At 56.8% G+C, this 23,865-nt stretch carries 16 protein-coding genes and 2 pseudogenes; 8 read left to right on the forward strand and 10 right to left on the reverse strand.

All coding sequences use genetic code 11. The features are described from left to right. Positions 1 to 13: 13 nt before the first annotated feature. Positions 14 to 1,324, forward strand: a complete 1,311-nt coding sequence (gene mdlD / locus CCOS865_RS20930; protein ID WP_119144387.1) for an NAD(P)-dependent benzaldehyde dehydrogenase MdlD — start codon at positions 14 to 16, stop codon at positions 1,322 to 1,324. A 102-nt stretch (positions 1,325 to 1,426) separates the two neighbouring features. Here mdlD and CCOS865_RS20935 read toward each other — a convergent pair whose 3' ends face one another. After that, complete coding sequence (locus CCOS865_RS20935) at positions 1,427 to 2,683, reverse strand: cation:dicarboxylate symporter family transporter (RefSeq protein ID WP_119144389.1); 1,257 nt, start codon at positions 2,681 to 2,683, stop codon at positions 1,427 to 1,429. 109 nt (positions 2,684 to 2,792) lie between these two features. Continuing rightward, positions 2,793 to 3,218 (reverse strand): VOC family protein, encoded by a 426-nt coding sequence (locus CCOS865_RS20940; protein WP_119144391.1) that lies wholly within the window; start codon positions 3,216 to 3,218, stop codon positions 2,793 to 2,795. Positions 3,219 to 3,414: 196 nt separating this feature from the next. Here CCOS865_RS20940 and CCOS865_RS20945 point away from each other — a divergent pair, with 196 nt between their 5' ends. Continuing rightward, positions 3,415 to 4,290, forward strand: a complete 876-nt coding sequence (locus CCOS865_RS20945) for a LysR family transcriptional regulator (RefSeq protein WP_119144393.1) — start codon at positions 3,415 to 3,417, stop codon at positions 4,288 to 4,290. 98 nt (positions 4,291 to 4,388) lie between these two features. On the opposite strand, the gene CCOS865_RS20950 is transcribed toward CCOS865_RS20945, so the two are convergent. Further along, entirely contained in the window at positions 4,389 to 6,434 is a 2,046-nt protein-coding gene (locus CCOS865_RS20950) for a TonB-dependent receptor domain-containing protein (RefSeq protein WP_119144395.1), read from the reverse strand. 265 nt (positions 6,435 to 6,699) lie between these two features. Here CCOS865_RS20950 and CCOS865_RS20955 point away from each other — a divergent pair, with 265 nt between their 5' ends. Together CCOS865_RS20955 and CCOS865_RS20960 are read left to right on the forward strand one after the other, a co-directional pair. Continuing rightward, positions 6,700 to 7,200: a GNAT family N-acetyltransferase gene (locus CCOS865_RS20955; protein ID WP_119144397.1), complete on the forward strand. Its 501-nt coding sequence runs from the start codon at positions 6,700 to 6,702 to the stop codon at positions 7,198 to 7,200. A gap of 116 nt (positions 7,201 to 7,316) precedes the next feature. After that, positions 7,317 to 8,219 (forward strand): class I SAM-dependent methyltransferase, encoded by a 903-nt coding sequence (locus tag CCOS865_RS20960; protein ID WP_119144399.1) that lies wholly within the window; start codon positions 7,317 to 7,319, stop codon positions 8,217 to 8,219. A 15-nt stretch (positions 8,220 to 8,234) separates the two neighbouring features. Here CCOS865_RS20960 and CCOS865_RS20965 read toward each other — a convergent pair whose 3' ends face one another. Both CCOS865_RS20965 and CCOS865_RS20970 read right to left on the reverse strand, forming a co-directional pair. Beyond that, positions 8,235 to 8,696 carry a hypothetical protein gene (locus tag CCOS865_RS20965; RefSeq protein ID WP_119144401.1) on the reverse strand — a complete coding sequence of 154 codons (462 nt, stop codon included), beginning with the start codon at positions 8,694 to 8,696 and terminating at the stop codon, positions 8,235 to 8,237. Between the two features lie 234 nt (positions 8,697 to 8,930). Then, positions 8,931 to 9,419 (reverse strand): GNAT family N-acetyltransferase, encoded by a 489-nt coding sequence (locus tag CCOS865_RS20970; RefSeq protein WP_119144403.1) that lies wholly within the window; start codon positions 9,417 to 9,419, stop codon positions 8,931 to 8,933. 212 nt (positions 9,420 to 9,631) lie between these two features. Between CCOS865_RS20970 and CCOS865_RS20975 the strand changes: the two genes are divergently transcribed. Further along, a complete protein-coding gene (locus tag CCOS865_RS20975) occupies positions 9,632 to 10,087 on the forward strand; it encodes a GNAT family N-acetyltransferase (RefSeq protein WP_119144405.1) in 456 nt (151 codons plus the stop codon). 204 nt (positions 10,088 to 10,291) lie between these two features. On the opposite strand, the pseudogene CCOS865_RS28485 reads toward CCOS865_RS20975, so the two are convergent. Together CCOS865_RS28485 and CCOS865_RS20985 are read right to left on the reverse strand one after the other, a co-directional pair. Then, a pseudogene (locus CCOS865_RS28485) lies at positions 10,292 to 10,547 on the reverse strand (RND family transporter); the annotation flags it as partial. Positions 10,548 to 10,611: 64 nt separating this feature from the next. Continuing rightward, positions 10,612 to 11,916 carry an ImmA/IrrE family metallo-endopeptidase gene (locus tag CCOS865_RS20985; RefSeq protein ID WP_244216151.1) on the reverse strand — a complete coding sequence of 435 codons (1,305 nt, stop codon included), beginning with the start codon at positions 11,914 to 11,916 and terminating at the stop codon, positions 10,612 to 10,614. A 309-nt stretch (positions 11,917 to 12,225) separates the two neighbouring features. On the opposite strand from CCOS865_RS20985, the gene CCOS865_RS20990 reads away from it, so the two are divergent. Both CCOS865_RS20990 and CCOS865_RS20995 read left to right on the forward strand, forming a co-directional pair. Beyond that, positions 12,226 to 12,912, forward strand: coding sequence for a DCL family protein (locus CCOS865_RS20990; RefSeq protein ID WP_119144407.1), 687 nt, complete (start codon positions 12,226 to 12,228; stop codon positions 12,910 to 12,912). A gap of 156 nt (positions 12,913 to 13,068) precedes the next feature. Beyond that, positions 13,069 to 13,420, forward strand: a pseudogene (locus tag CCOS865_RS20995) (IS66 family transposase); the annotation flags it as partial. A 38-nt stretch (positions 13,421 to 13,458) separates the two neighbouring features. Here CCOS865_RS20995 and CCOS865_RS21000 read toward each other — a convergent pair. Next, entirely contained in the window at positions 13,459 to 16,968 is a 3,510-nt protein-coding gene (locus CCOS865_RS21000) for an SIR2 family NAD-dependent protein deacylase (RefSeq protein ID WP_119144409.1), read from the reverse strand. 838 nt (positions 16,969 to 17,806) lie between these two features. Here CCOS865_RS21000 and CCOS865_RS28080 point away from each other — a divergent pair. Then, positions 17,807 to 18,409 (forward strand): hypothetical protein, encoded by a 603-nt coding sequence (locus CCOS865_RS28080; protein ID WP_147406528.1) that lies wholly within the window; start codon positions 17,807 to 17,809, stop codon positions 18,407 to 18,409. Positions 18,410 to 18,800: 391 nt separating this feature from the next. On the opposite strand, the gene CCOS865_RS21005 is transcribed toward CCOS865_RS28080, so the two are convergent. Then, a complete protein-coding gene (locus CCOS865_RS21005; RefSeq protein ID WP_119144410.1) occupies positions 18,801 to 19,130 on the reverse strand; it encodes an exonuclease domain-containing protein in 330 nt (109 codons plus the stop codon). 206 nt (positions 19,131 to 19,336) lie between these two features. Beyond that, positions 19,337 to 23,821: a sacsin N-terminal ATP-binding-like domain-containing protein gene (locus CCOS865_RS21010; protein ID WP_119144412.1), complete on the reverse strand. Its 4,485-nt coding sequence runs from the start codon at positions 23,819 to 23,821 to the stop codon at positions 19,337 to 19,339. Between the last annotated feature and the right edge of the window lie 44 nt (positions 23,822 to 23,865).

Here is a 23,865-nt window from a genome sequence, read left to right on the forward strand (position 1 = left end):
AGAGGCTATAGCAATGACGTATCCAACTCCCGCGCAGATCGACACCGTGTTTGCGCAGCAGAAGGCATTTTTTGCCCGCCGTGCGACCCACGATATCGGCTACCGCAAACAGGCGCTCGAACGCCTCAAGGACGCGGTCATCGACAACCGTGAGCTCCTTTATGCGGCGCTGGCCGAAGACTTGGGCAAAACCCGTGAGGTCGTTGACCTGGCCGAGATTGGCGAAGTGCTGCACGAGATCGACTTCGCCTTGGCCCACCTGACGCAGTGGTCCACCCCGCAGGCCGTGCCGACACCGGATATCATCGCCCCGTCAGAATGCTATGTGGTTCAGGAACCCTATGGCGTCGCCTACATCATCGGGCCCTTCAACTACCCTGTGAATCTCACCCTGACGCCGTTGGTGGGGGCGATCGTCGGCGGCAACACCTGCATCGTCAAACCCTCTGAAACCACGCCCGCAACCTCGGCCGTGATCGAGAAGATCATCAGCGAAGCGTTCGCGCCTGAGTACATCACGGTGGTCCAGGGTGGGCGGGCAGAAAACAGTCACCTGCTGAGTCTGCCGTTCGACTTCATTTTCTTCACGGGCAGCCCCGCAGTCGGCAAAGTGGTCATGAAGGCCGCCGCCGAGCACCTGACGCCGGTCGTGCTGGAGCTGGGCGGCAAGTGCCCGTTGATCGTCCTGCCGGATGCCGACCTCGAGCAGACGGTCGATCAGCTGATGTTCGGCAAGTTCATCAACAGTGGCCAGACCTGCATCGCACCGGATTACCTGTATGTGCACAGCAGCATCAAGCAGGCGTTGCTGGCGCGCCTGGTCGAGCGGGTCAGCCGCGAGCTGCCGCAGGTCGACTCGACCGGCAAGATCATCACAGCCCAGCAGGTCAGCCGCCTGCTGGCGTTGATCGAGCAGACCCGCGGCCGTGTGCTGGTCGGCGCCAAGGCGGATGTTGAGCAGCGCGCCTTCAGCGCGACCGTGGTGGATGCTGTCGAGTGGGATGACGCGTTGATGGCCGAGGAGCTGTTCGGGCCGATTCTGCCGGTGCTGGCGTTCGACGACACGGCCGCCGCGGTCGACCTCATCAACCGCCACCACCCCAAGCCATTGGCGGTGTATGTGTTCAGCAAGGACATTGCGCAGGCCAAGCAGATCATCGAACGGATCCCGTCCGGCGATGCACAGGTGAACGGAGTGATGCTGCACGCGTTCTCCCCGTACTTGCCGTTTGGCGGGATAGGCGCGTCAGGCATGGGGGATTATCACGGACACTACAGCTACCTGACCTTCACCCATAAAAAGTCGGTCAGGATCGTGCCTTAAAGTTGCCACGTGTTGCCCGGCTTTGCAGCCCGGTCGACACGCCTCATGGAACAAGCCCAAGGAGTACAAATGTACTCCTTGGGTTTCACCAGCAAAAAGCGCTCAGGCTTTTTCATACTGCCGTGATGCCGGGTTACGAATATCGACGCCTTCCCACTTGGCAATGACCAAGGGCGCGATGGCGTTACCCAATACGTTCAAGGTCGTGGTACCGCTTTCGATGATCCGGAAGATACCGGCAACCAGGGCGACCGCTTCCAGAGGGAGGCCAGCAGACGCCAGGGTCGCGGACAGGATGATGATCGCAAACCCCGGGACGCCCGCCGCGCCCTTTGAGGTGAGCACCATGGTCACCACCAACAGGATTTGTTGCGTGAGTGAAAGGTCAATGCCGTACAGCTGAGCGATGAAGATGGTAGCCACGCCCAGGAAAATCGACGCACCGTCCAGGTTGAAGGCATAGCCGACCGGTACGACAAAACTCACGATTCGGCGCGGAACGCCGTAGCGCTCGAGCTTTTCCATAAGCTGCGGCATTACAGCGGCGGATGCGGCGCTGGAGCAGGCGAGAATCAACTCATCTTTGAAGTAGCGAATCAGCTTGAACAGGTTTTCACCCATCAGGTAGCAAATGCCGCCCAGGATGACAAACGCAAACAACGCCAGGGCCAGGTAGACGACGCCGATCAGCTTGAGCAGCGGTAACAGCGAGGCAAACCCAAACGTTGCAACGGTAGAACCAATCATGCCGAACACGCCGATTGGGGCGTAGGCCATCACGTAGTTCACCAACTTGAACATGGCGTCAGCGGTGCCTTGAAGCGTTGCAACGACCGGCGCGCTTTTTTCGCGCGGGAGTGAGTTCAGTGCCATGCCGAACAGCACAGCGAAGAACAGGATAGACAGCAGCTTGCCTTCGGACAAAGACAGGAACAGGTTATCCGGGACAATCTGTTGCAGGATCAGCAGCGCGCCTTTGGATGGCTCTGCCTTCAACGCGGTATCAGCGTGAATCATTCCGGCGATATGGGTGCCCGCGCCGGGCTCCATGAGGTTGCCGAGCACCAGGCCTACAATGATCGCCAGCGTGGTGATCGCAAAGAAATACCCCAGTGATTTGGCGCCCATCCGCCCAAAAGACTTATTGTCTCCGCCGCCCGCGATGCCGAGCACCATGCAGCAGAAAACAATAGGCACAACGATCATCTTCATCATCTTGATGAAGATGTCGCCTAATGGCTTGAGGATTTCAGCGCTCACCCATTGCTGGTGTTCGGCATGGGTATTGAAATACCAGCCTACCAGGATACCAAGGAACAGACCGGCAACTATTTGCCAGACGAGTGGGATCTTTTTCATGTCTCTAGCCTTTTTTATAGAAGGTGTGCTGCTTTGTCGGCAGTAGCTAGATGCGTCGGCGACCCGCGCACGCGCAAAGGGCATGCACAGGCCGTGCATGCCCTTTTTATTATTTGGCGAAAATCTGGCTCATGTCTTTGAACGCCTTGAACTCAAGGGCATTGCCGCAGGGGTCGAACAGGAACATGGTGGCCTGCTCACCGACCTGGCCCTTGAAACGGATGTACGGCTCTATCACGAACTTCGTGCCAAGGGCAGTAAGGCGTTCGGCCAGTGCTTCCCATTGTTCCCACTTGAGGATCACGCCGAAGTGCGGGGCAGGGACGTTGTGGCCATCCACCGGGTTGCTCAGTGCGTTCTCCTGGTACGCCATTTTTGGGTGTTCGTGAATGACCAGTTGATGGCCGTAGAAGTTGAAGTCAACCCACTGTGCCGCCGAGCGGCCTTCTTCGAGATTGAAGACCTCGCCGTAAAACTTACGGGCGGCCGGGATATCGTAAACGGGGATCGCCAAGTGAAAAGGGGACAGGCTCATCAGGAACTCCGGGTTGTGTGTTGATTTAATTGTTTAACGCGCAGTGCTTCGAACGGTGGGGTGATACACAGTCGTTTTTAACGGGGATGTACAACAACGCGCTGAGGCTCGCTGTGTGGGGTGGGATGATTTTAGGGCTGGCAATACAATAAAAAAATCAATATATTTTTCTGAGTTACTCAAAGGAAATCTATCAATGATTCGTGAGCTCAAGACCCTGATCAGTGTCGCCCGTGAGGGGACCTTTGCCGCGGCAGGGGCCAAGGTCAACCTCACGCAGGCGGCCGTCAGCGCCCAGATGCAGCGGCTTGAGGCCGAGTTGGGCTATGAGCTTTTCGAACGAAGAGGCAGGAGCGCTCACCTCAACCGGCGCGGCCAGCAGATACTGCTGCAGGCTCAGGAAGTGGTTCGCTTGTACAACAATCTGGGCTCTACGGACCCTGGGGCTGCGCCGTCGGTACAGGTCAATATCGGGGCGATTGCGTCATTCCAGCGGTCACTGCTGCCGTCGGCTCTGGCTCATTTCCATGGTGCGCGGCCCGAGTGCCGAACACGGGTGATACCCGGTCTATCGCTGGAGCTGCTCAGCGCAGTGGATTCTGGCGAAATAGACATGGCGGTGATCATCAGGCCACCGTTCACGCTACAAACCGACTTGTGCTGGCAGACGGTGGCCAGTGAGCCTTACCGGCTGATCGTCCCGCGCAAACTGCCAGAGGCCGAGTGGGGCGACATTCTTGCGTCCCAGCCCTTCATTCGATACGACCGGACATCTTTCGGCGGACGGCAGGTTGACCGTTTCCTGCGCCAATCCCATTTCCATCCTAGGGAGGTCTGTGAGCTAGATGAACTCGAGGCCATCACCGAACTGGTGGGCAAAGGCGTTGGCGTTGCGCTTGTGCCACAGACCATCATGCGCAAGCGTTGGCCCTCTACCGTGCGGGCCCTCGATCTGGGGACCAGCACCTTCCATCGTGATATCGGACTTGTGCACCACGCTCATGCGGTGATGAGTGAGCAGGCCACGCTGCTGGCCAATCTGATTTGTGAGATGGCGAAAGGGGAGGACTGAATGATGGGTAGCCCGTGGGAGGATGGTCATTAGGCAGGGCAGGCGGGACTGTTTGCACAGCCCGCGCTGCCGGTAGGACGGAGACCGACCTACGTTCCTTAGAAGTAAGTGGTTACCCCAGCAAAATACGCCCGCCCGGGCACGTAATAGCTGGTCGAGTCATCCCGTGGGTCTTCATCCAGCAGGTTCTGCACGCCGACGTTCAGGGTCAGCCAGCGGGTGGCTGCCCAGTTGGCGGTCAGGTCATACGTGGTGTAAGAGTTGACGAAGTCGGTCCCCAGGCCGCGTTGCTTGCCTACGTGATTAGCGGACAATTCGGTGCCGATGCGGTCGGTGATCTGCCAGTCGATGGCGCTGAACAACGACAGCTTCGGCGAGCTGATGAGGTCCCGACCGGTCGACAGGTTGCGGCTCTCGAGCATGTAGGTGGCGTTGGTGCGCCAGCTGGCATTTGCCCACAACGGCACCTTGGTGCTGCCTTCCCAGCCGCGGGTGCGGGCTTCATCGGCATTTTCCAGCATGGTCCACCAGCGGCCCTGGAAATTCCCCAGCGGCGCGTACTCGATCTTGTCCTGGAAGTCGGTGTGGAAGTACGTGAGGCTGGCCTCCCAACCGTCATGGTCGAAGGAGACGCCAATCTCCTTGTTGGTGCTGATTTCTGGACGCAGGTTCGGGTTGCCTGCCATCCAGCATTCGCCGGTCACATACCCCAGCGGGCGTAGGGAGGTACAGCCGCGACCGCCCGAGTTGGTCGCCGCACCCGCACTGCCTTCTTTCAGGCTGGGGGCACGGAAGCCGCGTGACACGCCACCGCGTACCGTCCAGTCAGGGTGAGGGTGATAGACCAGGTAAGCACGTGGGCTGTTGTGGTTGCCGTATTCGTCGCTGTGGTCGAAGCGGTTGCCCAGGGTCAGCGAGAGGTTATCGAGCAGGAACAGCTCGTCCTCGATGAACAGCGCGGAGTAGTCGCCCTCAAGGTCCGCGCCCGCCACCGCCGCCCCCTGGTAGTCAACGGGTACGGTGCCCAGCGTGTCGGTGTTGGTCAGTTGCTCACGCTTCCACTGGCCGCCAACGGTGACGCGCTGGTTTACCAGCAGTTCGAACGGGATGTTAAGGCTACCCTCGACGATTTTCTCTTCCGAGTTGGCCTTGCCCACCTCGAGCTCGTTGTTGAACTTGTTCAGGTACGCGTCGATACGCGAGGTGCCAAAGCCCCAGTCGCCGTGGTGAGAGACCACGAAGCTGTCACGGGTCAAGCGTCCGGCACCGAAGCCTTCACCTACCGTGTCACCCCAGTCACCGAAGGTTTTCTTCGACGACCACGAACGCTCCACGCCTTGGCTCGCCTCGAATGACAGCTCATGGTTTTCGTTGATCTGCCAATTCAGCAAGGCGTTGACGCTGTGGTCTTTGGCCCCGCCGACGCCATCGTTGTAAACAAAATCACCCAGTGTATTGACGCGTGGCTCGACTTCATCGGCAGCGCGCCGAGTCACGTTGGCGCCCAAGCGCAGCCCCACCGAGTCGGTGACCGGGCCAGACAGGTTGACGCTGGTCTGGTTGGTCTGACCCCGGTCGGAGTCTTCCGGGATCGTGGTATTGGCGGTGAGCGATCCGCTCCACTCACGGGATACCTTGCGGGTGATGATGTTGATCACGCCACCCATGGCGTCCGAGCCATACAACGACGACATCGGCCCGCGCACGACCTCGATCCGCTCGATCATGTTCGGCGAGATCCAGTTGATGTCCTGGCGACCCAGATCACGACGGTAGTTGGTGTCGGCAGAGCTGCCGATGCGTTTGCCGTCCACCAGGATCAGGGTGTACTTGTCGTCAAGGCCGCGCAGCTTGATCTTCGACTGCTCGCCCACCGGGCCGTAACCGCCGGTGACGCCGGGGATGCGGCGTAGCAGGGTGTTGAGGTCATAGACCGGCTGGCGCTCGATCTCTTCCCGGGTGATGACGCTGACACTGGCCGGCGCATCTCGCACATCGGTGCCACCGCCGGTGGCAGTGACGAAAGAGGCTTGCAGTTCGGTGGCGGGGAGCGCTTCAAGCTCGTGGACTTCCTCGGCCTGGACCGCAGTGGCGGCGAGCAGTGCGACGGTGAGCAGGGCACGGGAGAAAGGTGGGTATGACATCGTGGAACAGTCCTTGTCGATCGGTTGTATTCCAGGGGCAGAATGCAATCGGGACGGGACACTAGCGCAAATGCGAATCATTTAGAAGTAAATGTGAAAAATAATTTACTTTGAATTGACGGAAAATTTACAAAAGGGATGGTCGGGCTGGGCGGGGAGCACGGTTGTCTGGGCGGCGGAACCTGTGACCAGACCTTTGCATGAGCAGGCGTCTGCGTTACGTTGTGCTGTCAGGCGACTTACCCACGAACGGGAATTTTCGAGCATGGATAGGGATAGGGTCGTCAGCATCCGGAAAGGGATCTGCAATGACCTGGCTGCGGTCATCGGCTTTGCCCACGAGTTGAACAGCATTCATCACCGCGAGCGCCCGGACATCTTTGTCGGCGTGGCCCGCGATGCGGATGCGGCTCGGGATTACTGGCTTCCATTGCTGGAGTCAGAGCAAGACGTTGTGCTCATAGCAGAGATAGATTCCCGCCCGGTGGGGTTCGTCTCTGCGCACTTGGCGACAACGTCCAATCCCCTGATACACGCCATACAGACCTGCCGAATTGGCTCGATTTGTGTGCTCGACGGTTACAGAGGGCAGGGCATCGGACAAGCGCTGATGGGCGCCGCGCGGGGGTGGGCGATCGGGAAGGGCGCTGAGGACTTGAAGTTGGCTGTGTGGGCGTTCAATACGGCTGCGATACGGATGTACGAAGAATTTGGTTTGGAGGTACGAACGCTGGAAATGGGGATGCGGCTTGCGCCGTCTGCCTGAAAGCACTGCGTGCGCCGATTGGTTGCCAAACCAGGGCAAATACCAGAGCTTGAAGTTGCTCCGTACTAGGCTATTCCTAAAGCATTAATCCCTAGGTCTAGGTACGGAGGCTAACGATGAAAAGCCTGGCAGCAGAGCTCGACGCCTATCAGTACGGCATCCTACAGGGTGAGCACTTTCATGCAATCAGCTGCATGACTGAGCTCCTGACCGAGTGCCGACTAGGTTTGTCTGATTCTCTGTGGCGGGCCAGCATCGTCGCGCAGTGCCGTGAGCACCCAATCTTCGAGACGTTGAAACTGGATCCTTACACGCTGCGCGCCTTCGAAAAACCCCGGGGGTATCCCGGCGATGCGGTGATGCTCGACTATGCCTACTACCTGGCGACGCCTCCAGGTACAGGGGAGGTAGGCGGGCACATTTTCGAGGTCGTGACGGGCAGTCCTAACGCACTGAGCGTACGCTGGCGTCGGCAGCATATTGCAGACCTTTTGGAACAGGTGGCGGCCGATCGGGTATCGCTGGACGTGCTCAGCGTCGCCTGTGGGCATTGCAGGGAGCTGGAGTTACTCAGCGTACCGGCGAGGAGCAAGATTAAACGGTTCGTGGCGCTCGATCATGATGGGGGGGCGCTGCAACGAGCAGCCGATGCGAACAAGGACGTGGATGTTGCCACTTGGCAATGCGATGTGAAGAATCTGCCGGCGGAAGACGCGCACAGCGGGTTCGACTTTATCTACAGCATTGGGATTTACGATTACCTACAGCGAGACCAGGCTGAAAAGCTAACCCGATGGCTCTTGGCAAAGCTCAACCCTGGCGGCCAACTGTTGATCGCGAATTTCACCCCGGATAACTGGGGGCGAGGGTACATGGAAGCGTTTATGGACTGGAACCTCATCCTGCGATCTAGGGAGCAGATGCGTCGCTTGGAGCCCAGTGAGTGGTTAGGGCATTCGTGTCTGTACTTCGATCCGTACCGGAACATCAACTTCATGCTTCTGCGAAAGCCAGCTTAGCCACAAGGCCGGTGATCATGGATAGCCAGCAAGCATTGCGGCGAAGTCTTCGACTGCGCGCTGAAAGTTCTCAAGGGCAAATACCACCGGCTGGCTGCTACTGATCCAGCGCGTTTGAGCGCCTACTTCAAGCCCTTCTGAAATGCTCCATCCGAAGCGAACCCAGGAGAGGGTGCCTCCCTCGACGACCTGCTCGGCCACGAGCACCGTACAGCCGAGATCCATGTCGTCACTGCAGACAAGAAGCGGGACGATAGTCGATGACCCGTCTTCGCCGGGCGTGAATCGGCGTTTCGCAAGCGCCTCTTCCGCGTCATCGATCAACCAGTTCAATGAGAGGCCCAGAAAGGAAAGCTGTTCATCCGCAAGATGTTCGGCGAGCCACTGCTCGATCCCAACGTCGTCGATAAGCAACCACGCGCAGGCGTTGCGCGAGAATTTGGCCTGGTGCCTGGCAGTCTTGATAGTGTGAAGCATGGAAAGCCCTAGCTGGATATTGAGTGGGCATGCAAGGCGTTATCGGTGATCGCACTGCGGGCCACACAGGAAGAGAAGACAGTAACGCAGGAAAGCAGGTTAGGGTTAGGCTGAGTGCCAGAGTTGTGTTTTGAAGCTACGTCTGCGGCCGCTTTGTACTTGGAGGAAACCCTACCGTGGGGCATAGGAGTGGTGAACAACCTTGGCAACCATTAAGTGGGCTTTCAATGTGAGTTACGGTCGGGCCGCTCTCCTGAGGACCATATGGATGAGTGCTGATCTACGACTATCCAGGGACATTCGCTCTTCGACAGCAAATGGTACGAAGCCCAATTTTGGATAAAGCAGCAAGCCTGCTGTATTTTCGTTGAAACACGATATCTGCACCTCTGTGGCGTCATAGCGGTCGAACGCCAGAGCTGTCATCGTCTCCACGATGAAGGTCGCCACCCCCTTTGCTCGTGCCTCTTGGGCAACGATGAAATTGCCGATACAGCACACCCCACCCGTTTCAGCCCGATAAAAGTTAGCAAAGCCGACGACGCTGTTTTCGGTCTCAACAACCGTCGAGTCGGATCGTTGAGCAATAGCGTTAGACAGCTGAGCTTCAGTCAGAGGGTATTGAGCTTTCGGGAACATATAAAACAGTTCCCGAGCGTTCAGAGGAAAGCTACAGATAGTTTTGATGTCATCAGCCTTCACTGGCCTGTGTTGCAATATCATCGCGCGTCCTTGAGTTCTATACATCCGGCATTCTAGCTTATCGGGATTCGCTCAAATCAGCTAGCTGGGACGACGGCTTTATCAGGGGCATAAGCGGGTAGGGGAGTAGCATGTTCATTCCACAAGGTCTTGCTGACACCTGCTCAATTCTGTTCGGATAATGGCAAGGGGCTTATCAGTATTCGGCGAGCGATGAATTGAGGAAGCACAACATGGAATGTCAGGTTCGTTCCGCAACGGTCGACGATACCGAAGCGATCAGCCGTGTCGTGATCGCGGCTCTCCGAGAGTCAAATTCACAGGATTACTCACCAGACGTTATCGCCCAGGTTGAGCAGAGCTTTGCTCCTGAAATCGTCAGGACACAGCTCGAGAAACGTAAGGTTTTCGTAGCTGTGCGGCGTGAAAACCTTATCGGCACAGCAAGCCTGGACGGTGACGTCGTCAGGAGTGTATTCGTTGATCCTACGTATCAAGGTCGCGGGATCGGTCGCCAGTTGATGGCAGTCATTCATGCTACTGCGGCCCAAGCTGGTGCGAGTGTTTTGCGTGTGCCGTCGTCGGTAACGGCGGAGAAGTTTTATACGACGTTGGGTTATCAGAAAATCCGAGACGAGTTTCATGGAGCTGAGCGGACCATCGTTATGGAAAAACGGCTGCAGGGTTAGTCCAGGCGATTTACTCACTGGGGGATTTAGGGTTACGTTATTGGTGAGAATTAGGTGTCTAAAGGAGAAGCTTGGCGGGGTCAGTGACAGACCATCGCAGCATCAGTTGAATGCCAGAAGCGCTGGTTGTGATTTGAGATGACGCCCCCTGAAGCGGCCCAAAAACTCCACAGTGAATGCCAGGCCTTCCTTGATCGTGTGCCTTTGTTCCAACTCCGCCTCGCCGCGTGCGGCAGTCTTGCTGAGACCTGTGTAGGAGAGCAGCACGGGTGGCAATATAAAGTTTCCAGAACCAGCACAAGCACGCCAATGGTGGCGGTAACCGCCAGATCCTGGATGAGCGGGATGTTGATGATCACCAGCACGGCAGGACCCAGAGCTTGTCTACGCCACAACCGATGTCCTGCATGATACCGTTCATTTTCTGCGCACCGTGGGGCAGGCCGATGGCAAAAATCAATGGCAGGCCAGGTCAATATGATATTGGTTACCAAAGCTCACGCCAGGTTAACGCTTTTAGGCGTTCAGTGATTCAGCTTATCTACCAGCACTCCCAAACCTGCAAGGCGCAGTCGTACGGCAGTTTTGGAGACCCTGAAGTGATGGCTCAGATTCCCCAGCACCAGCTTGAAATTGCCGTAGTTCACCGCTTGCTTGTCGACATACAGAATCCCGTGCCCTCGATTGCGCATGCCGTATATCTCCGCAATCAGAGCGAATCGCTCCAACAAAGCACGACGCGGTAGCAGCAGGTATGACGCAAACATATTGGCCTGCCACTCCAGTCGTTCAATATCGCTCAGCGGGATGCGGCTGCTGGCGGTGATCTCCAGATCATCCGAACGGACCTCCTCATGTCGCAGGTACTGACCATGACCGAGAAAAAAATGACCCAGTTCATGAGCCAATGTGAACCGGCTAAGCGGGGCTTCATGATCCTGTGTGAAAATATTGATCTGTGGAGGGTGGAAGGATATCCGACCTAGTGCCGACTTGGACTCATCCCTAAAGTGGACAGTCAGCCCGCTGATCTGCCGCTCCTGCGCGATTAATGACTGAAGATCCACATTGCCGCCTACATACCCCGCAGCGTTTAGGAGCTCCTGCGTTCGCGCCTCGATCGCCGTCTTGGAAACGAACGCGACCCGGTGCTTTGCCGGCTGGCGCTTCACGCTCAGCATTTCACGGACTGCCGGATCATCTTTGACCCCATTCATGAAGTCCTGCATCACGCCTTGCCATGCATTGGTGAAACCGACGGAAGTCCAAGCATAAGCCGTGTATGCCGAGGGCTGGTATTGCGGCTCAACCATCCCGTGCTCGATTTGTGCACGCTGCCTTGCGGCCAAGCTAAGTGAACGCATGAGAAGGGGGCGTGACAGCTCCCACTTGAAACCTTCCGCATCGAAATGCCGAACTACAGCCACGCCTTTATTTTTTGCGACCTTGAACGCACCGGCTTGGAACGCACTGGCCGAAGCGAATACCCCCTTTACGTTGACACCCGTGACCTGGCCGATTTTTGAGCAAAATTCCTCGATATCATTGACCGGAATCGTGCTTTCGTAGTGTTTGCACTCGATGAGGACAATCAGCGAAGGCTCATCCAGCTCCGGGCGTTTTACCTCAATCGAGATGTCGAAGACGATGAAGTCCTCACGCTCGCGTGAGTAGTATTTCTTCTTCCTGAAGATCTGACTGAATTTGGGAGAAAACCAAAGATCACCTTGCTCCAGCTCGCGCTTCAGATACTCGTAGACCCGCTCCTCGAAGAGATCGCCTTTTGCGTACGTGCTGAGCTTTACAATTTCTATCGGGTCAGACGGCATCTTAATCAAACAGGTTTGCCAGGGGAGGGAGTTATGCCAACGATGGGCCAAAGTACGTCGTAGTTGGAAGTGATATCCAGCGGGCACGCTCAGGATAGCGAAAAGCCATGAGTGATCCAAGTCTTCTGCCGCTGCCCTGAGTCACACGCAAAAAACCTAAGGCATCGTCGCCGACAGCGCGGCGACAAGGGGTGATAGCACAAGGAGTACAAGTGTGCTCCTTGTGCTCTATGCGCATACTGTGTAGTTGAAACTGCCCTGCTCTCAGCCATAGGATCTGCATTCAATTGGACGGAGAGAGGTACTGGGATGTACTGGCTAGGGCCATTCGAATACCGTAGTAAGCAAGCGTTGCTGGCCGGGGTGAAGGAATACCTGCGCACTGCGCCTTTGGGCAGGGAGCGCCGCCCGGTCGCGATTCAGAAGCTTCAGTTGTTGCTGGCCCTGCACCCTGATGCAGAGCGCAAGATCGGTGTCGGCGTCGACCACTTCGTCATTGCAAGGAATCAGTTATCAGGTCGTGGACTTCGCGTAGTGCGCGTGGATGGGACTGAGGAAAGCTTTTCTTACACCAGGTGCATCACCGGTGTCGCACAGTCGCCGCATGGCAAAGTGTGTGAAGCACTGAGGTTCGCCGTCCTGCCCCAGCTTGATGCGTTCAGGGCTCGGCTGACCTTTCCGGTCAAATGCGAGATCAGCGGCGAGCCAATCGTTCATCCCAATGATCTACACGTGGATCACAAAACGCCATTCTGGAAGCTGCTCGCTCGCTTCTGCAAAGACCAGCAGATCGATCTGTCATCGCTAGCTACGACCGGCAGCGGCATGAAGCTGGCGCTGGTAGACAGCAGCGTCACGGATGCCTTTGTGGCCTATCACTCGAAGCATGCGGAGCTCCAGGCCAGTCGCAAGGCGGCCAATCTGCTCAAGGGAGGCTCGGTTGCAACATCTAGCGACTCGTACAGAATCAAAGCGCTTCGACCCAACAGTTCGTGAGCGCTCTAGCCCCGGTTGAACAGCGTCCTCGGCGAACACGTTACCTCTGCCGGCAAGGAAGCCTGTCTTGTGACCTTGTCCTTTGCGCGAGCAAGGCTGCGACTTGTAGGAATGATCTGGCTGGCCCTCGAGCCTATGGACATGCGCGCCGATACCGAAACACCCGTGTAAATGCTTGCGCCAGGTGAAATGAAATGCACCGAGCCTACGTGTGGGCCCACAGTACTATGCCGTTTTCGGCGCTCAAAGCAGTTTTGTATGGCTTCAGCTCAAGCCCTGCTGGCGGACATGCACGTTCTTGGGTGATTGGAAGGGCAAGCTGGTCTGCGACGGCTTCGCTGGCTACAGAGCCGGTTTTGAACAAAGCATCACTGAAATCGGCTATATGGCCCACGCCCGTCGCAAGTTTTTCGATCTGCACGTGGCGAACAAAAGTCAGCTGGGCGAACAAGCGCTGCATTCAATCAGCGGCTTGTACGAGGTCGAACGCCAAGCGCGGCACATGACTCGCAGACGATCGTACCCAGCGTCCGCTCAGCCGCTGACTCACGCGAAGCGCACTTCCGGCAAAGGATCCTGCTTGGCCTCTGCCACGATGCGATCAAGCTCCGCGCAGGCATCATTACGGTTTGCGATGAGGCTGCGGGCCAACTGCACACACTTGGCCCTGACAATTGAAATCGTTACCGCCGCATGCCCAACGTCGTCACTTGAGTCATAGCGGGTGCTATCAAACACCACCGGCAGCGTGTCGATCACCAATCCGGTCTCCTCGCTCGAGAGCTGGCCGCGTTCATGAATGGTACGTAACGACTCGATGATCTCCGACAGCGCATCCAGGCGTTGGGCGCCAAAAATCATGACCAGCAGGTTGACCAGCCGGCGCGTGATCGGGCTATCGGCTCGTGCACGCCATTCCCGGACCGCGTAAGCGGCGTAGGTCACGAACTTGGGATCTTGGTGTTGCAGGGTAAGCCGTAAGGTTTTCTCGACGAGCGTGGCGACAGGATCGGCGTCGGCGAAGTAGATCAGTCCAACCAAGACTCCCGGTGCTTGAACCTCTCGGTAAAAGAGGTCAAGTTGGGCAAACATCGTTTCGTTCGGCAGTCCCTCCAGGTGCGGTACTACAACCAAACCCAACGCTTTACTGATCAACGCCGCTTTCCGTTGCTCACCACCAAACGTGAACGCCATTTCCAGCTGACTTTGAGACTTGGGACGCCAACAGGTCATTAATTCGAAATACCGTTGCGCTTGCTCGGCGCTGGGTTTGATGTCTGCGGTCGCAGCCCCCACCGAGTTAATCAGATCTTCGAGTAAGGCGTCTTCGAACAAACCCTGCGGACTTGCGTCGAACAGCTTCGCGCTCAGCTGGCTTTTCAGCGCCTCTGGTTGATGGCTCGGGAGTTTCAGCAGCGCATGGGCGAACAATTGGTTGGCGCCCTGCAGGATAGGATTTGCGGGATCGCTGCCCCACAATTGCTGAAGTAAGCGATCACGCTCTGCGTAGGTAAGGTAGTCCGCGTCGAGCAGAGGGAGCAGCCTGACCAAGGCTTGGCTGCAGTCCCTGCTTTCGGCGCTCACCGACTGGATGATATGTGCAATCCGCCGATCAATGACGGGGTTCGCGAGGCGCACCCCCGGTTTTTCGATCACCGGATTCGGCCAACCGCTGTTCGCGCTGAGGTCAATCTCGTGCGGCAATGGCACCTCCAGTGCCTGCTGAAGCAAGCTGGCGTGGTCATGCTCGGGAACACTTTCCAGCGAGTAGCGTAACAAATGCTGCAGGGCATCTTTCAGCCATAGGTGTTGCAGGGCAGGCTGTTGGCAGAGTTGGGTGGCCAGGACGAACAATTGCCGGGACCGTTCAGCTGGCAGGCGAACGCTGATGCGCGCCAGGATTTCGATGAATATGCGCAGATAGGCCAGTCCAGCGCGTGTCCCCAGTGCTGCCCGCTCGACGGTCCTGGCTTTCCAATAATCGATCGCGCGCAGGCACTGGTCGACGAGCCGTTCAACCTGCGCATACTCAAAGCGGGCAACCCTGAGCCTGCTGAACGATTTCTTGATGATGTCAGCGGTTTCTATACTCGCGCCTCGCACGGCGAGCGAAAAGCTATAGAGCCCCGCAACGCCCTCCAACTCGACCAATTTGTCCGCCTGGCGGACGAACAGATTGGTTTGTTGCCAGCGCAGCGGAATGCCCACCGTATCCAACACCCCCGTCGTGACAACTAGGGGGTGTGCACCGCTGGAAAAGGACACGCTGCTGGACCCGTCGCGATAGCTGCCAGGGACGAAACTGGGCACGACTGCATGCTCTTTGCGTTGTTGATCAAGAGCATCATCGATACTGGTCTTCATATCCTCCAGCATCGTCCCTGGATCGCATCGGTGATCGCGATAGAGAGACGGGAAGGGGATCCACTGCTCCCCCAGTCCCAGCACATGATAAAGCCAATGGGCCCAGGCGAGTCGCGATAGCAGGAACAGTGAGCGCCGGCTTTGCTGATGAAGCACAAGCAGCTCGCGGTAGGCCTGTGCGACCAGTAGGTTGGCTTCCTCGAACGCGCCGAGTTCAACCGACAGTGAGGCTTTGCGCAGCTTCCACCAGGGTTCATCGATGGAAATGTGGCCATATTGCGCCTGCAACTCCTCATAGTCGAACGCATCCCGCGCGCGGATGGCGCGGTAATACGCCAATTCGTTTGCCGCGTCGGCCCAGTGTTTGGCGTTCGACGTTATAAACCCCTCCACGCCTTTCCAAGAGTCGGAGCCATCATCGGCCCAGCGCTGGTTTTTCAGCAGCAGCACCGCGCCCTCCAGACGCTCCCGTTTGGAAAGCGGGCTTTGTTCGTCTAGCACGGTTTCCAGCAGCAGTTCAGAAAACTCGGTATCGAGCAGATCGTGTGTCAGGCCACTGCGCCAGACACGCTCGTAGATCAGCCGAGCGCGCAGTTGATCCGGCAGCCGCCGCAGGGTACGAGCTGAGAAGGCATGGAAATTGGTCTGTTCAAGCACGCGGTCTTGCAGGCGGGCCGGCAAGACCAACCACCCAGGGTAGGTGTTGCGGTCCGCTTGTAAGGTGGCAAGGCTGTCTTCGAACCACTTATAATTCTGTTCCTGCAGGAACGCTTCGATGTGCTGGTTCTGTTTGACGGGGTGGTTGAGATAAGCCGGCGACCAAGCGCTCTCCGCCTTGGGCTTCAGGTCGAGGAGGGCTTGGAGAAAGAGCTTGGCCGCTTCACGGTGAGCCAGCTCCGGGTCATCGTAGTCGGCGACCAGCGTACTCAAATCGATGGGGGCGATATTGATCGATTCGAGGTACTTTCGCTTGGCAGCGTTGAGCCCAAGCGCCCCCACCAGGTAAATACGACGGGCATGTCCGGCCAGGTGATCACGGACCCAGCCCGCCCAAGCGAGGAAATTGGGATCTTCGCCGGAAAACCCCAGTAAGCAGAGTTCGTTTTCAATGAACACCTGCCGAGCATAGTTGACGAATGCCGCATAGCGAGCGGGATATGTGCGGTAATCTTCCTGGGTAAACACCAAGTGGTTATCGAGCACGATGGTGCCATGCAGTTTGACGATGCGCGGAGACCTGGCACTTGCAAGGTCTTCCTGTTTACGTACCACCCCATAGACCCGCTCGGGCACCTTCGCTGCGGCTCGCTCTAACAAGGTATCCCAATTGGTGGTCAAGACCTCCGACCACGGCAACCGCAACAAGTCTTCATGCAGCGCACCGGGCTGGAATGCCTGGTCATTGATGGCGGTTTTCAGGCTGTCGTGCATGGACTGCGGGCCAAAAAACGCTTGATATTCTTCCGCCAGCCTTAAAGCGTCGGAGCTCGTAGAGCCCAGTTCCGTACCCAGTTTCGCGCAGAGTTCAAACCACAACGGCATCTTTCGTGCTGGATTACCGCTGATGGCAGCGCTCCGGCTAAAACCCGCGCCTACCATAATGGCTGCGCCGTGGAACGTGCCATCCTGCTGCCAAAGTGCCGCTGCGAGTTTCTTAAGCGCCGCGGAATCCGCTAACTCATTTACATCCACGTGCTTGCATCCCTGTTCCGTGTCCAGATTTGTGAAGACGTCTGCTCCCAAGCATGGCCAGATATATCTTAGCGATGCGCGAGCACGAGTGGCGAGACGTCTTTGTCATCAGCCAGTCACCAGCACGCAGGGGCTACTGCAGCGCGAGTCAAGAGCTAGTGACGGCATTGTGCCACTATCTTATCTAAGATCCAATTGTGTCATCGAGCGCGCTTAAACTGCACCGAAACGGTTTCAGAATCAGGGTGCTCCCTGAGGGGCCTGCATTCGACGGCACGCCACTTAACGTGGAGCGCAGGCTCCGACTGGCATTCTGGGCTTCACCCTCATCGAGGCGGGCAATCTAGTCCTCGGACAACACGGTCAACAGACTCGTCAGCCTTACGCCGAACTCACCAGGTACCGTCAGGGACTGCTCGAGCAGCGGCTCCAGCGGGGTCTGCGCCGGGGACGGTGGGGGCAATACTGACTCCCTAACCAGAACCAACATTCGAGACGAAGTGATTGATGGAGGTTATCCATCTGCGGGTGGGCGACCAGAGTTCTTACGATGAGTGCCTCGACTATTATGAAATCGATTATTTGCAGCCATTGTAAGGGATCGGATAGACGCCAGTGATCTCCACCGGCAACACAAACATCCGACGCCTTTTGAATTACCCCCATTCTTTGAGATTCTCCTCAAGCATGTGGGGGAGGGGATAGAACGGACCTTTCTGGGCTGCCCGGCGAGAGATAGATCACCGCTTATTGGGATTCTTCAGAGCTGGTTTTCGTCGACCACTTGCCCAGGGTAACTTCGGCGCTAAACTGGTTATAGGCTATCGAGGAGATGAGTATGGCTATTGCAGAAAGCGTCTCATGGGATTGCAATCCCATTGGCAGTCCAACCCGTAGTGATGGCTTGCTCCCAGGATGGTGCATCCAGACTGCCACGGACGGAGTTACCATGTGGTGCGACAAGCGCGTTTTCGTGTTGAAACTTCAATCAGCGCCCCCCAAAAGTCAATTCGTTCGCGTTCGAGTACAACGTACTTTAGGTACTGATAGAGTTGAGAATTTCGACTTTGTAGTGGAGGCCCGACGCGATTATGGTCCGGTTACTTGGTGCGCCGGAACGGATACTGGATCGATTAAGGTAACCGCCGTTGAACCCTGTGCAATGAAGGGGGCCTTGGATGCTGTCCACAAGCTCGAGATTGTGGATGACCACCGTGCAGGGGGACTCATTATCAAAGAACTCATCAACCACAGTCCGCATTATGTATTCGCTTCAGTAGAGATGGACACCTCTGGAAATCCCTCTAAATTGGCAGCCGCGGTGGTGATTGCTGGCTTTCAACGTAGAGATCTTATCGACGCATTTGGGCTTCAAACCACCAACAGATGGCAAGCAGCTGAATATCTACGCGCTGATCTGTATGGGCCATGGCCTCCATGAGCGGCAGGAAAAGAGGCCGCGTTGCCAAGAGTAAGCTGCGGGCCAGTGCCTTTAAGTAGCTTAACCATTAGCCCGATCAATCTGCCGAACAGGCGTGCGAGGAGCTTCGTGAGCCTAGACAGGCTTAGCATTCTCTATCGCTGGGTTGTGATGTTTGCCGAAATCACCAATTCCTCCCACCGTCTGTTTGGAAACACCAAGCTCCCGAGCCACCTCAGCCTTGGTTAGCCCTTGCCCATTCAGGCGTTGTATCTCTTCCCGGCGCTCATTGGCCGCTGCCGCCCGGGAATGTGTCCTGGACCCAGCCTTGATCGCGAGCGGAGCTATTGACCCACCCAGGGTAGCCACCTCTTTGGACACCTGCTTCAAGAGATCCGTAGGTCGAACGACCTCATCTGCGCTGTATGCCAGGGCGAGAAGGGTGAGGGGATGCACACCAAGCTGCCGAGTTATTAGTGAGTGCTTTGCAAAATGACGTGAGGATGGGATGCAGGCTTGGTCGAATGAAGCTCTGAAAGCTGTCCACTACGCGGCGTTCTCGTTGATCCACTACCACCAGACCAAGCTCGATCGTCTCCATTTCATCAGGCGTTACGACCAGCGGCCTAGCAGGCTCGTCCTTGCCCACATCATCACAGGTTGCTTCGAGGTCTACGCAAAAGAGGTATCGATAGCGGCTGATACATTGCTGGATATCATCTTGGGGAGAGTGATGGGACATGGAATTGCGCTCGATCAGTCGGTGTCATCAGGCTATCCAGTTCTCGGCAATTCTGGCAATGCCTGAATCCAATGCGCCAGCGTGGCGTTTTGTGAACGGATAATGGCTCACAAAGCGGGAAGCTCAGTTTTCGAAAGCCCCCGCTTACGTTAGGCACCAGCGCCTTCTTTGTGAGTCGGCGCGGGATACAGCATCACGCCCGCGGATCAATCCGCGGTTTCTTTAAGCACCAAGGCAGCCCCTTTGGCCAGTCCACCTATAGCCACTTGACCTTTGGGTGTCCAGGGAAGGTGTTTGGTGGGATTGATATAGATGCGAAGCTCAGTCTCATATCCTTCCTCCAAGCCAGAGACGATGACCAGATAGAAGTTGGTTTTGCTTTCTTCAGCGCGGCGGAACTCGGTTTCGGTGAGGGTGACTTCACCAGGAGCTCCGCGAGCGAATGACTTCATCTCGATGAATGTGCTCTTACCCAGAACTCCGTCAGCACCGATTCCTCTGCAGGACTGTAAGTCAACCAGCACAGCATCGTCCCGCTGCAATGAAGCTTCCAGATAAGCCCACGCTTTGGTCTGCAATTCTGCGGAGGAGTACTGCTTGTAGGCGGTTTCTGGCACCGACGTCGAAGGTGCTCTTTTGGGTGTAAGGGGCGGCTTTGACAGAGGGTCAGTTTTGCGCGGCTGCGGCCCCTTATGTTCAAGACTGCTTCCATCTACGCTTTCGACAGTAAATTGGAAGTCGTGAGGCAGCGCCTTCAGCTTGCGTGTCTGGATGGGGCGCTCAGCACTGTCCGTGGTAGACGTAGCGCCGGCATCCCGCTTGATGATGCGTTTACGATTACTGCCATTCAAACGCTCCTGTTCGGCAATCAACATATCAAGACTGGTCTCCTCAGCATCAGTCGCCAGATTGATGTCGGGGAAGTATTCCCGGTCTTGGCTGGTAGCCCAGGCGGAAACCCACGCGAGCGCAATTTCACGCATGCACGTACCATCGCCCAGACCCGCGATCGCGATGCCCCCATACTCGCTCCTGCCGATGAATTTCTCGTCATCGAAATGCACCGCGAGATCGGATAAGTGGGAGTAGGCATGTAGCTGAATTGAAATTTGCCGCGCCCCCTTGGGAGCTGCGTTAACTATCAGCTGTCCCGGCAGATGCATATTGAGTGTCGCGTTATCAAACCGATTCCAAGACTCCATCGCCTTGTAAGAGCGCTCATCATCTCTCGCAAGATCAGCCTTCAGTATGCGAAGTGCAGTTTGGAAACGGAATTCCAGCTCGTCATTGGTCGCATTCGTTTTCGCCGGGGCAGCTGCAGAGAATGGGAGTCGCTCCAGGCCTGCAGCGTTCACGAATCGAGAAATGGTGTCAGCCGCACACGGTGGCGTCCACAAGGCGATCTTCTCAGATCGAAGATTTGAGTAGTGTGAGTAATACAGAGGACGCTTGGTTATCCAGGCATCCCCTGATCGTAATGGCAGGAGGCTCAGGCTTCGTCGATCTGCGGCAGTCGCTTTGTCCAGCTGCCTATCCATGTGCCGATAGATGTCCAGCAACAATGCGTCGTGCTTCGGGTCGTAAGTGGTTTTCGCTAGGGATTCCAGCTCACGAATACAGCTTTTCAAGTCAGGATGACTGATACCCAGCGCGTTCCACAAAGGGGTAAGGCTGCGGTCATACAGAACAAATGGTTGTCTGCCATGAAAGATGTCTTTGCCGGCAAAAACCGCTCGCATGCTGAACCATTCCTTGCAGTCCCTGGAGGTTGTGACGCAAGGAGCAATCAGCCCTTTTTGAGAGCGCTGAATGCCAAACTTGCCACGCAGACTTCCGGCCTGCATGTCGCCGATCATCGCTTCATGCGCGACGGTGGAACCGCCCTGTGGGCAATGACCAGCCAAAGCCTTGTATAACCTCATCAGGCTGACGTCATCAGGTGACGACGTGCTCCTGGCACGCTCAAGAGCCGCTACCAGCTGTGAAACGGGCGGATTGACGCGCATTCCCAGCGCGCGCGCAAATTCGCTATTGGCGTCGGTTTCGGTCAAGCCACTGGCAAAATCCGTGTGATGCTCGTACATCGCGAGCGTGACCTTCGTCTCGACGATGAGGGTGCCAGGTTTACACGGTGTACCTGCGTAATTGGGATACCACGCATTATCAATCAACCTCCCGAGCCACGTGGTTGGCACTGGCGAGCTATCGCTCCTGCCGCTTTCTCGGTAAGCAAAGGTTCTGCTACACGGCTCGAAGGAGAGCCAGTTGCTGTCGATACAGCGAAACAGGGCTATCGCTCTCTCAACGGCTGTGGGGGCGGACGCTGGCGCCGACACGCGAGATTTGCGCCCCTTGCGCGATACTGGCTGGGCTGGGCTCTGTCGAATGTTGCGGATGACGGCATCAAGATCAGGCGATACGAAATCACGTCGCAATCCGCCGCGTGCTCGGCCCAGGAAGCGGCGGGCTGAATATTGAGACGGGAGCACAATGTGTGCAGAGTCCGTGGTGGCCTCAACAAGGCGAGGAGTAACCTCGGCGCCGAGCAATGACAGAAAACGCTTCACGCCTCGCTTTCGACTGGTGGCCACTGACTCGCCTTGGATGCCCCGTTGTTCTGCTTTGCTGATTTTGAACACCTCGGCATAGCTGGGGGACGCCCACAGCAGCTCAGGGGTGGTAGCAGCCGCCTTCGACCACGTGTCCTGTGAATCAGCGATGGATGCTGGCAGGTATACGCTGATAGGCGAGGCGAGCACCTTCGATACTGTTGATCGACCATCCTCGAGCGCAACATGACTGAACGCGTCAATCAGCAGTGCCGCGCCTACCTCCTGGCCCAAGTGGCTGTTCTTCGTATCGACGTGCTCAAACAAATCTCGCAGATCGAGGAGGTCTTGTTTATCGGCTGTAATGGCATTTTGCGCGAATCGCCTGGCAAATGCTTCAAGCACGTCTTGGGCTGCTACGTCTGTCTTGTAATTCGCGCTTTCTGATAGCCATTCGACGAGGGAGGCGTAGGGCGTAGAAAGCAGAAGAGGGTGAACTACATTCGTCAGATGATGGCGAGCTGCAAAGCCAATTGTGGGTGGCTGCCCTGTTAGCCACGAATCGGCTTCGTCTTCAGCCTTGGCTTGTGTACGCTGTCCGCTTGCAAGCGGCACCCATCGAGAGTCCAGCAGCAGATAGTCTTCATCCAGTTCGAGGCACCTTACAGCCATGTCCAGGAACCATGCCGGAGATTTTTGCTCGAATCCATCTTCGTCACAGTGTTCGAACACATCCCCGAGCTCTAGAGCGTGTGAAATGGAGAGCGCTTCCAGGACGCCCCGCCAGCGTCCGTCTCTATCCCGCATCCACTCGGGCAGCATTGGCCACCCGCTCACCGCGAGGTGGTCAGCTTCCGTCAGCATCCCGTCGATCGACACATCGCAATACGAAATCTGACTCAGCCCATAGCGGCCATCAATGAGTGTGGGACACGCTTTGAAGGCCTCTATTCCTTTGCTCCACTGTTCATGGAACAATTTGTTGAGCCAGTCCGAACTGCTGTCTGTCTTTGCCCCGACAGGGACGGCTAGCCAAGCGAGGGTATTGCGTTGCTGGGCTAGATAGATGGCCAGCTGACCTAGGAATTGGCCGGATGCCTCAGTCAACCACTGATTCCAGGCGCCGTGAATCATGTCTTCCCGAGAGGTAGACGGGTCAAACTGTGCGTCCAGAGAAAACGCAGCACTCGTCTGAATCTTGGTGGGCAGCGCTACATGGATCCGCCCGCTAGCACCCCCATTCACCGGTATCGCAACACCAATGGGCGTGAAATCACCGGTCGCCTTGGCAGCGCGAGCCTTACCGGCTGGAACCTTCACGTCACAAACGAAGCGCTCCCAAAGGTTGTCGTCCACCAGGAAGGTTGAGTGGGTGACACGGCTCTGGTGCTTGCCAAGTGCGAGTTTGAAGTGGCGATCGGATTGAGTCTGCTGAATCGACAGATGCTTTAGCGGGATGCCCTCATCCAGGTCAAATAAGGTGATCGCGCGGACGTTGTCCAAGAATATCAGGTCGCTAGGGGCCCAGTCATCGAACCAGGCTTCCAGAGAGTCAACGTCAAAATCTGGATAGAGATCGACGCTCACCAGGGTCTGGCCGGCGTGGGGGTCGTAAAAATTCCTGATAGCCTCGGCTTCCTCCACCATGGCCACGTGGTCATCGCGCGAGCCGAAATGGAAGGGGGCGCTGTGGACTGTCAGGTTGTCGCCGAGCTGGGTGAGGGTTTTCAGGCCGATGCCGAACCGCCCTTTAAGCTCCGCTGACTGCTGCTTAGTGGAGTAGAACGGGTAGATCATCGGTAGCACGTGGGGCAGCTCAACGGGCAGACCGTTATGGACGATCACCAGCTGCTTATTGCCTCGAACCGTTTGCACACCGAACTGCACGGAAGTGGCATCAAGGTCATCAGCATTCTGGATAACCTCGCGAAGCCCCTGGTAGGGGTCGGTGTTCAACCGTTTGGCGCCCTGATTGCCTCCCTTGAGGAGGGTGGTCAGGATCTCGGGCTGCTCACGCTGAAGCTTTACAAACTCAGTTAGCGCGGCATTCGCATACGCTTTGCTGCGCAGCGTCGTCTCCTTGAAGGTAGAGGCTGAGTTGAAGCAGGCTGTAGCGTGCAAGCGTCCGAGTTGCTCGTCCATAATGGACTACTCCATGAAGGCATTTTGAGATCAGCCGATCATAG

This window comes from Pseudomonas reidholzensis (assembly GCF_900536025.1).
Lineage (GTDB): Bacteria > Pseudomonadota > Gammaproteobacteria > Pseudomonadales > Pseudomonadaceae > Aquipseudomonas > Aquipseudomonas reidholzensis.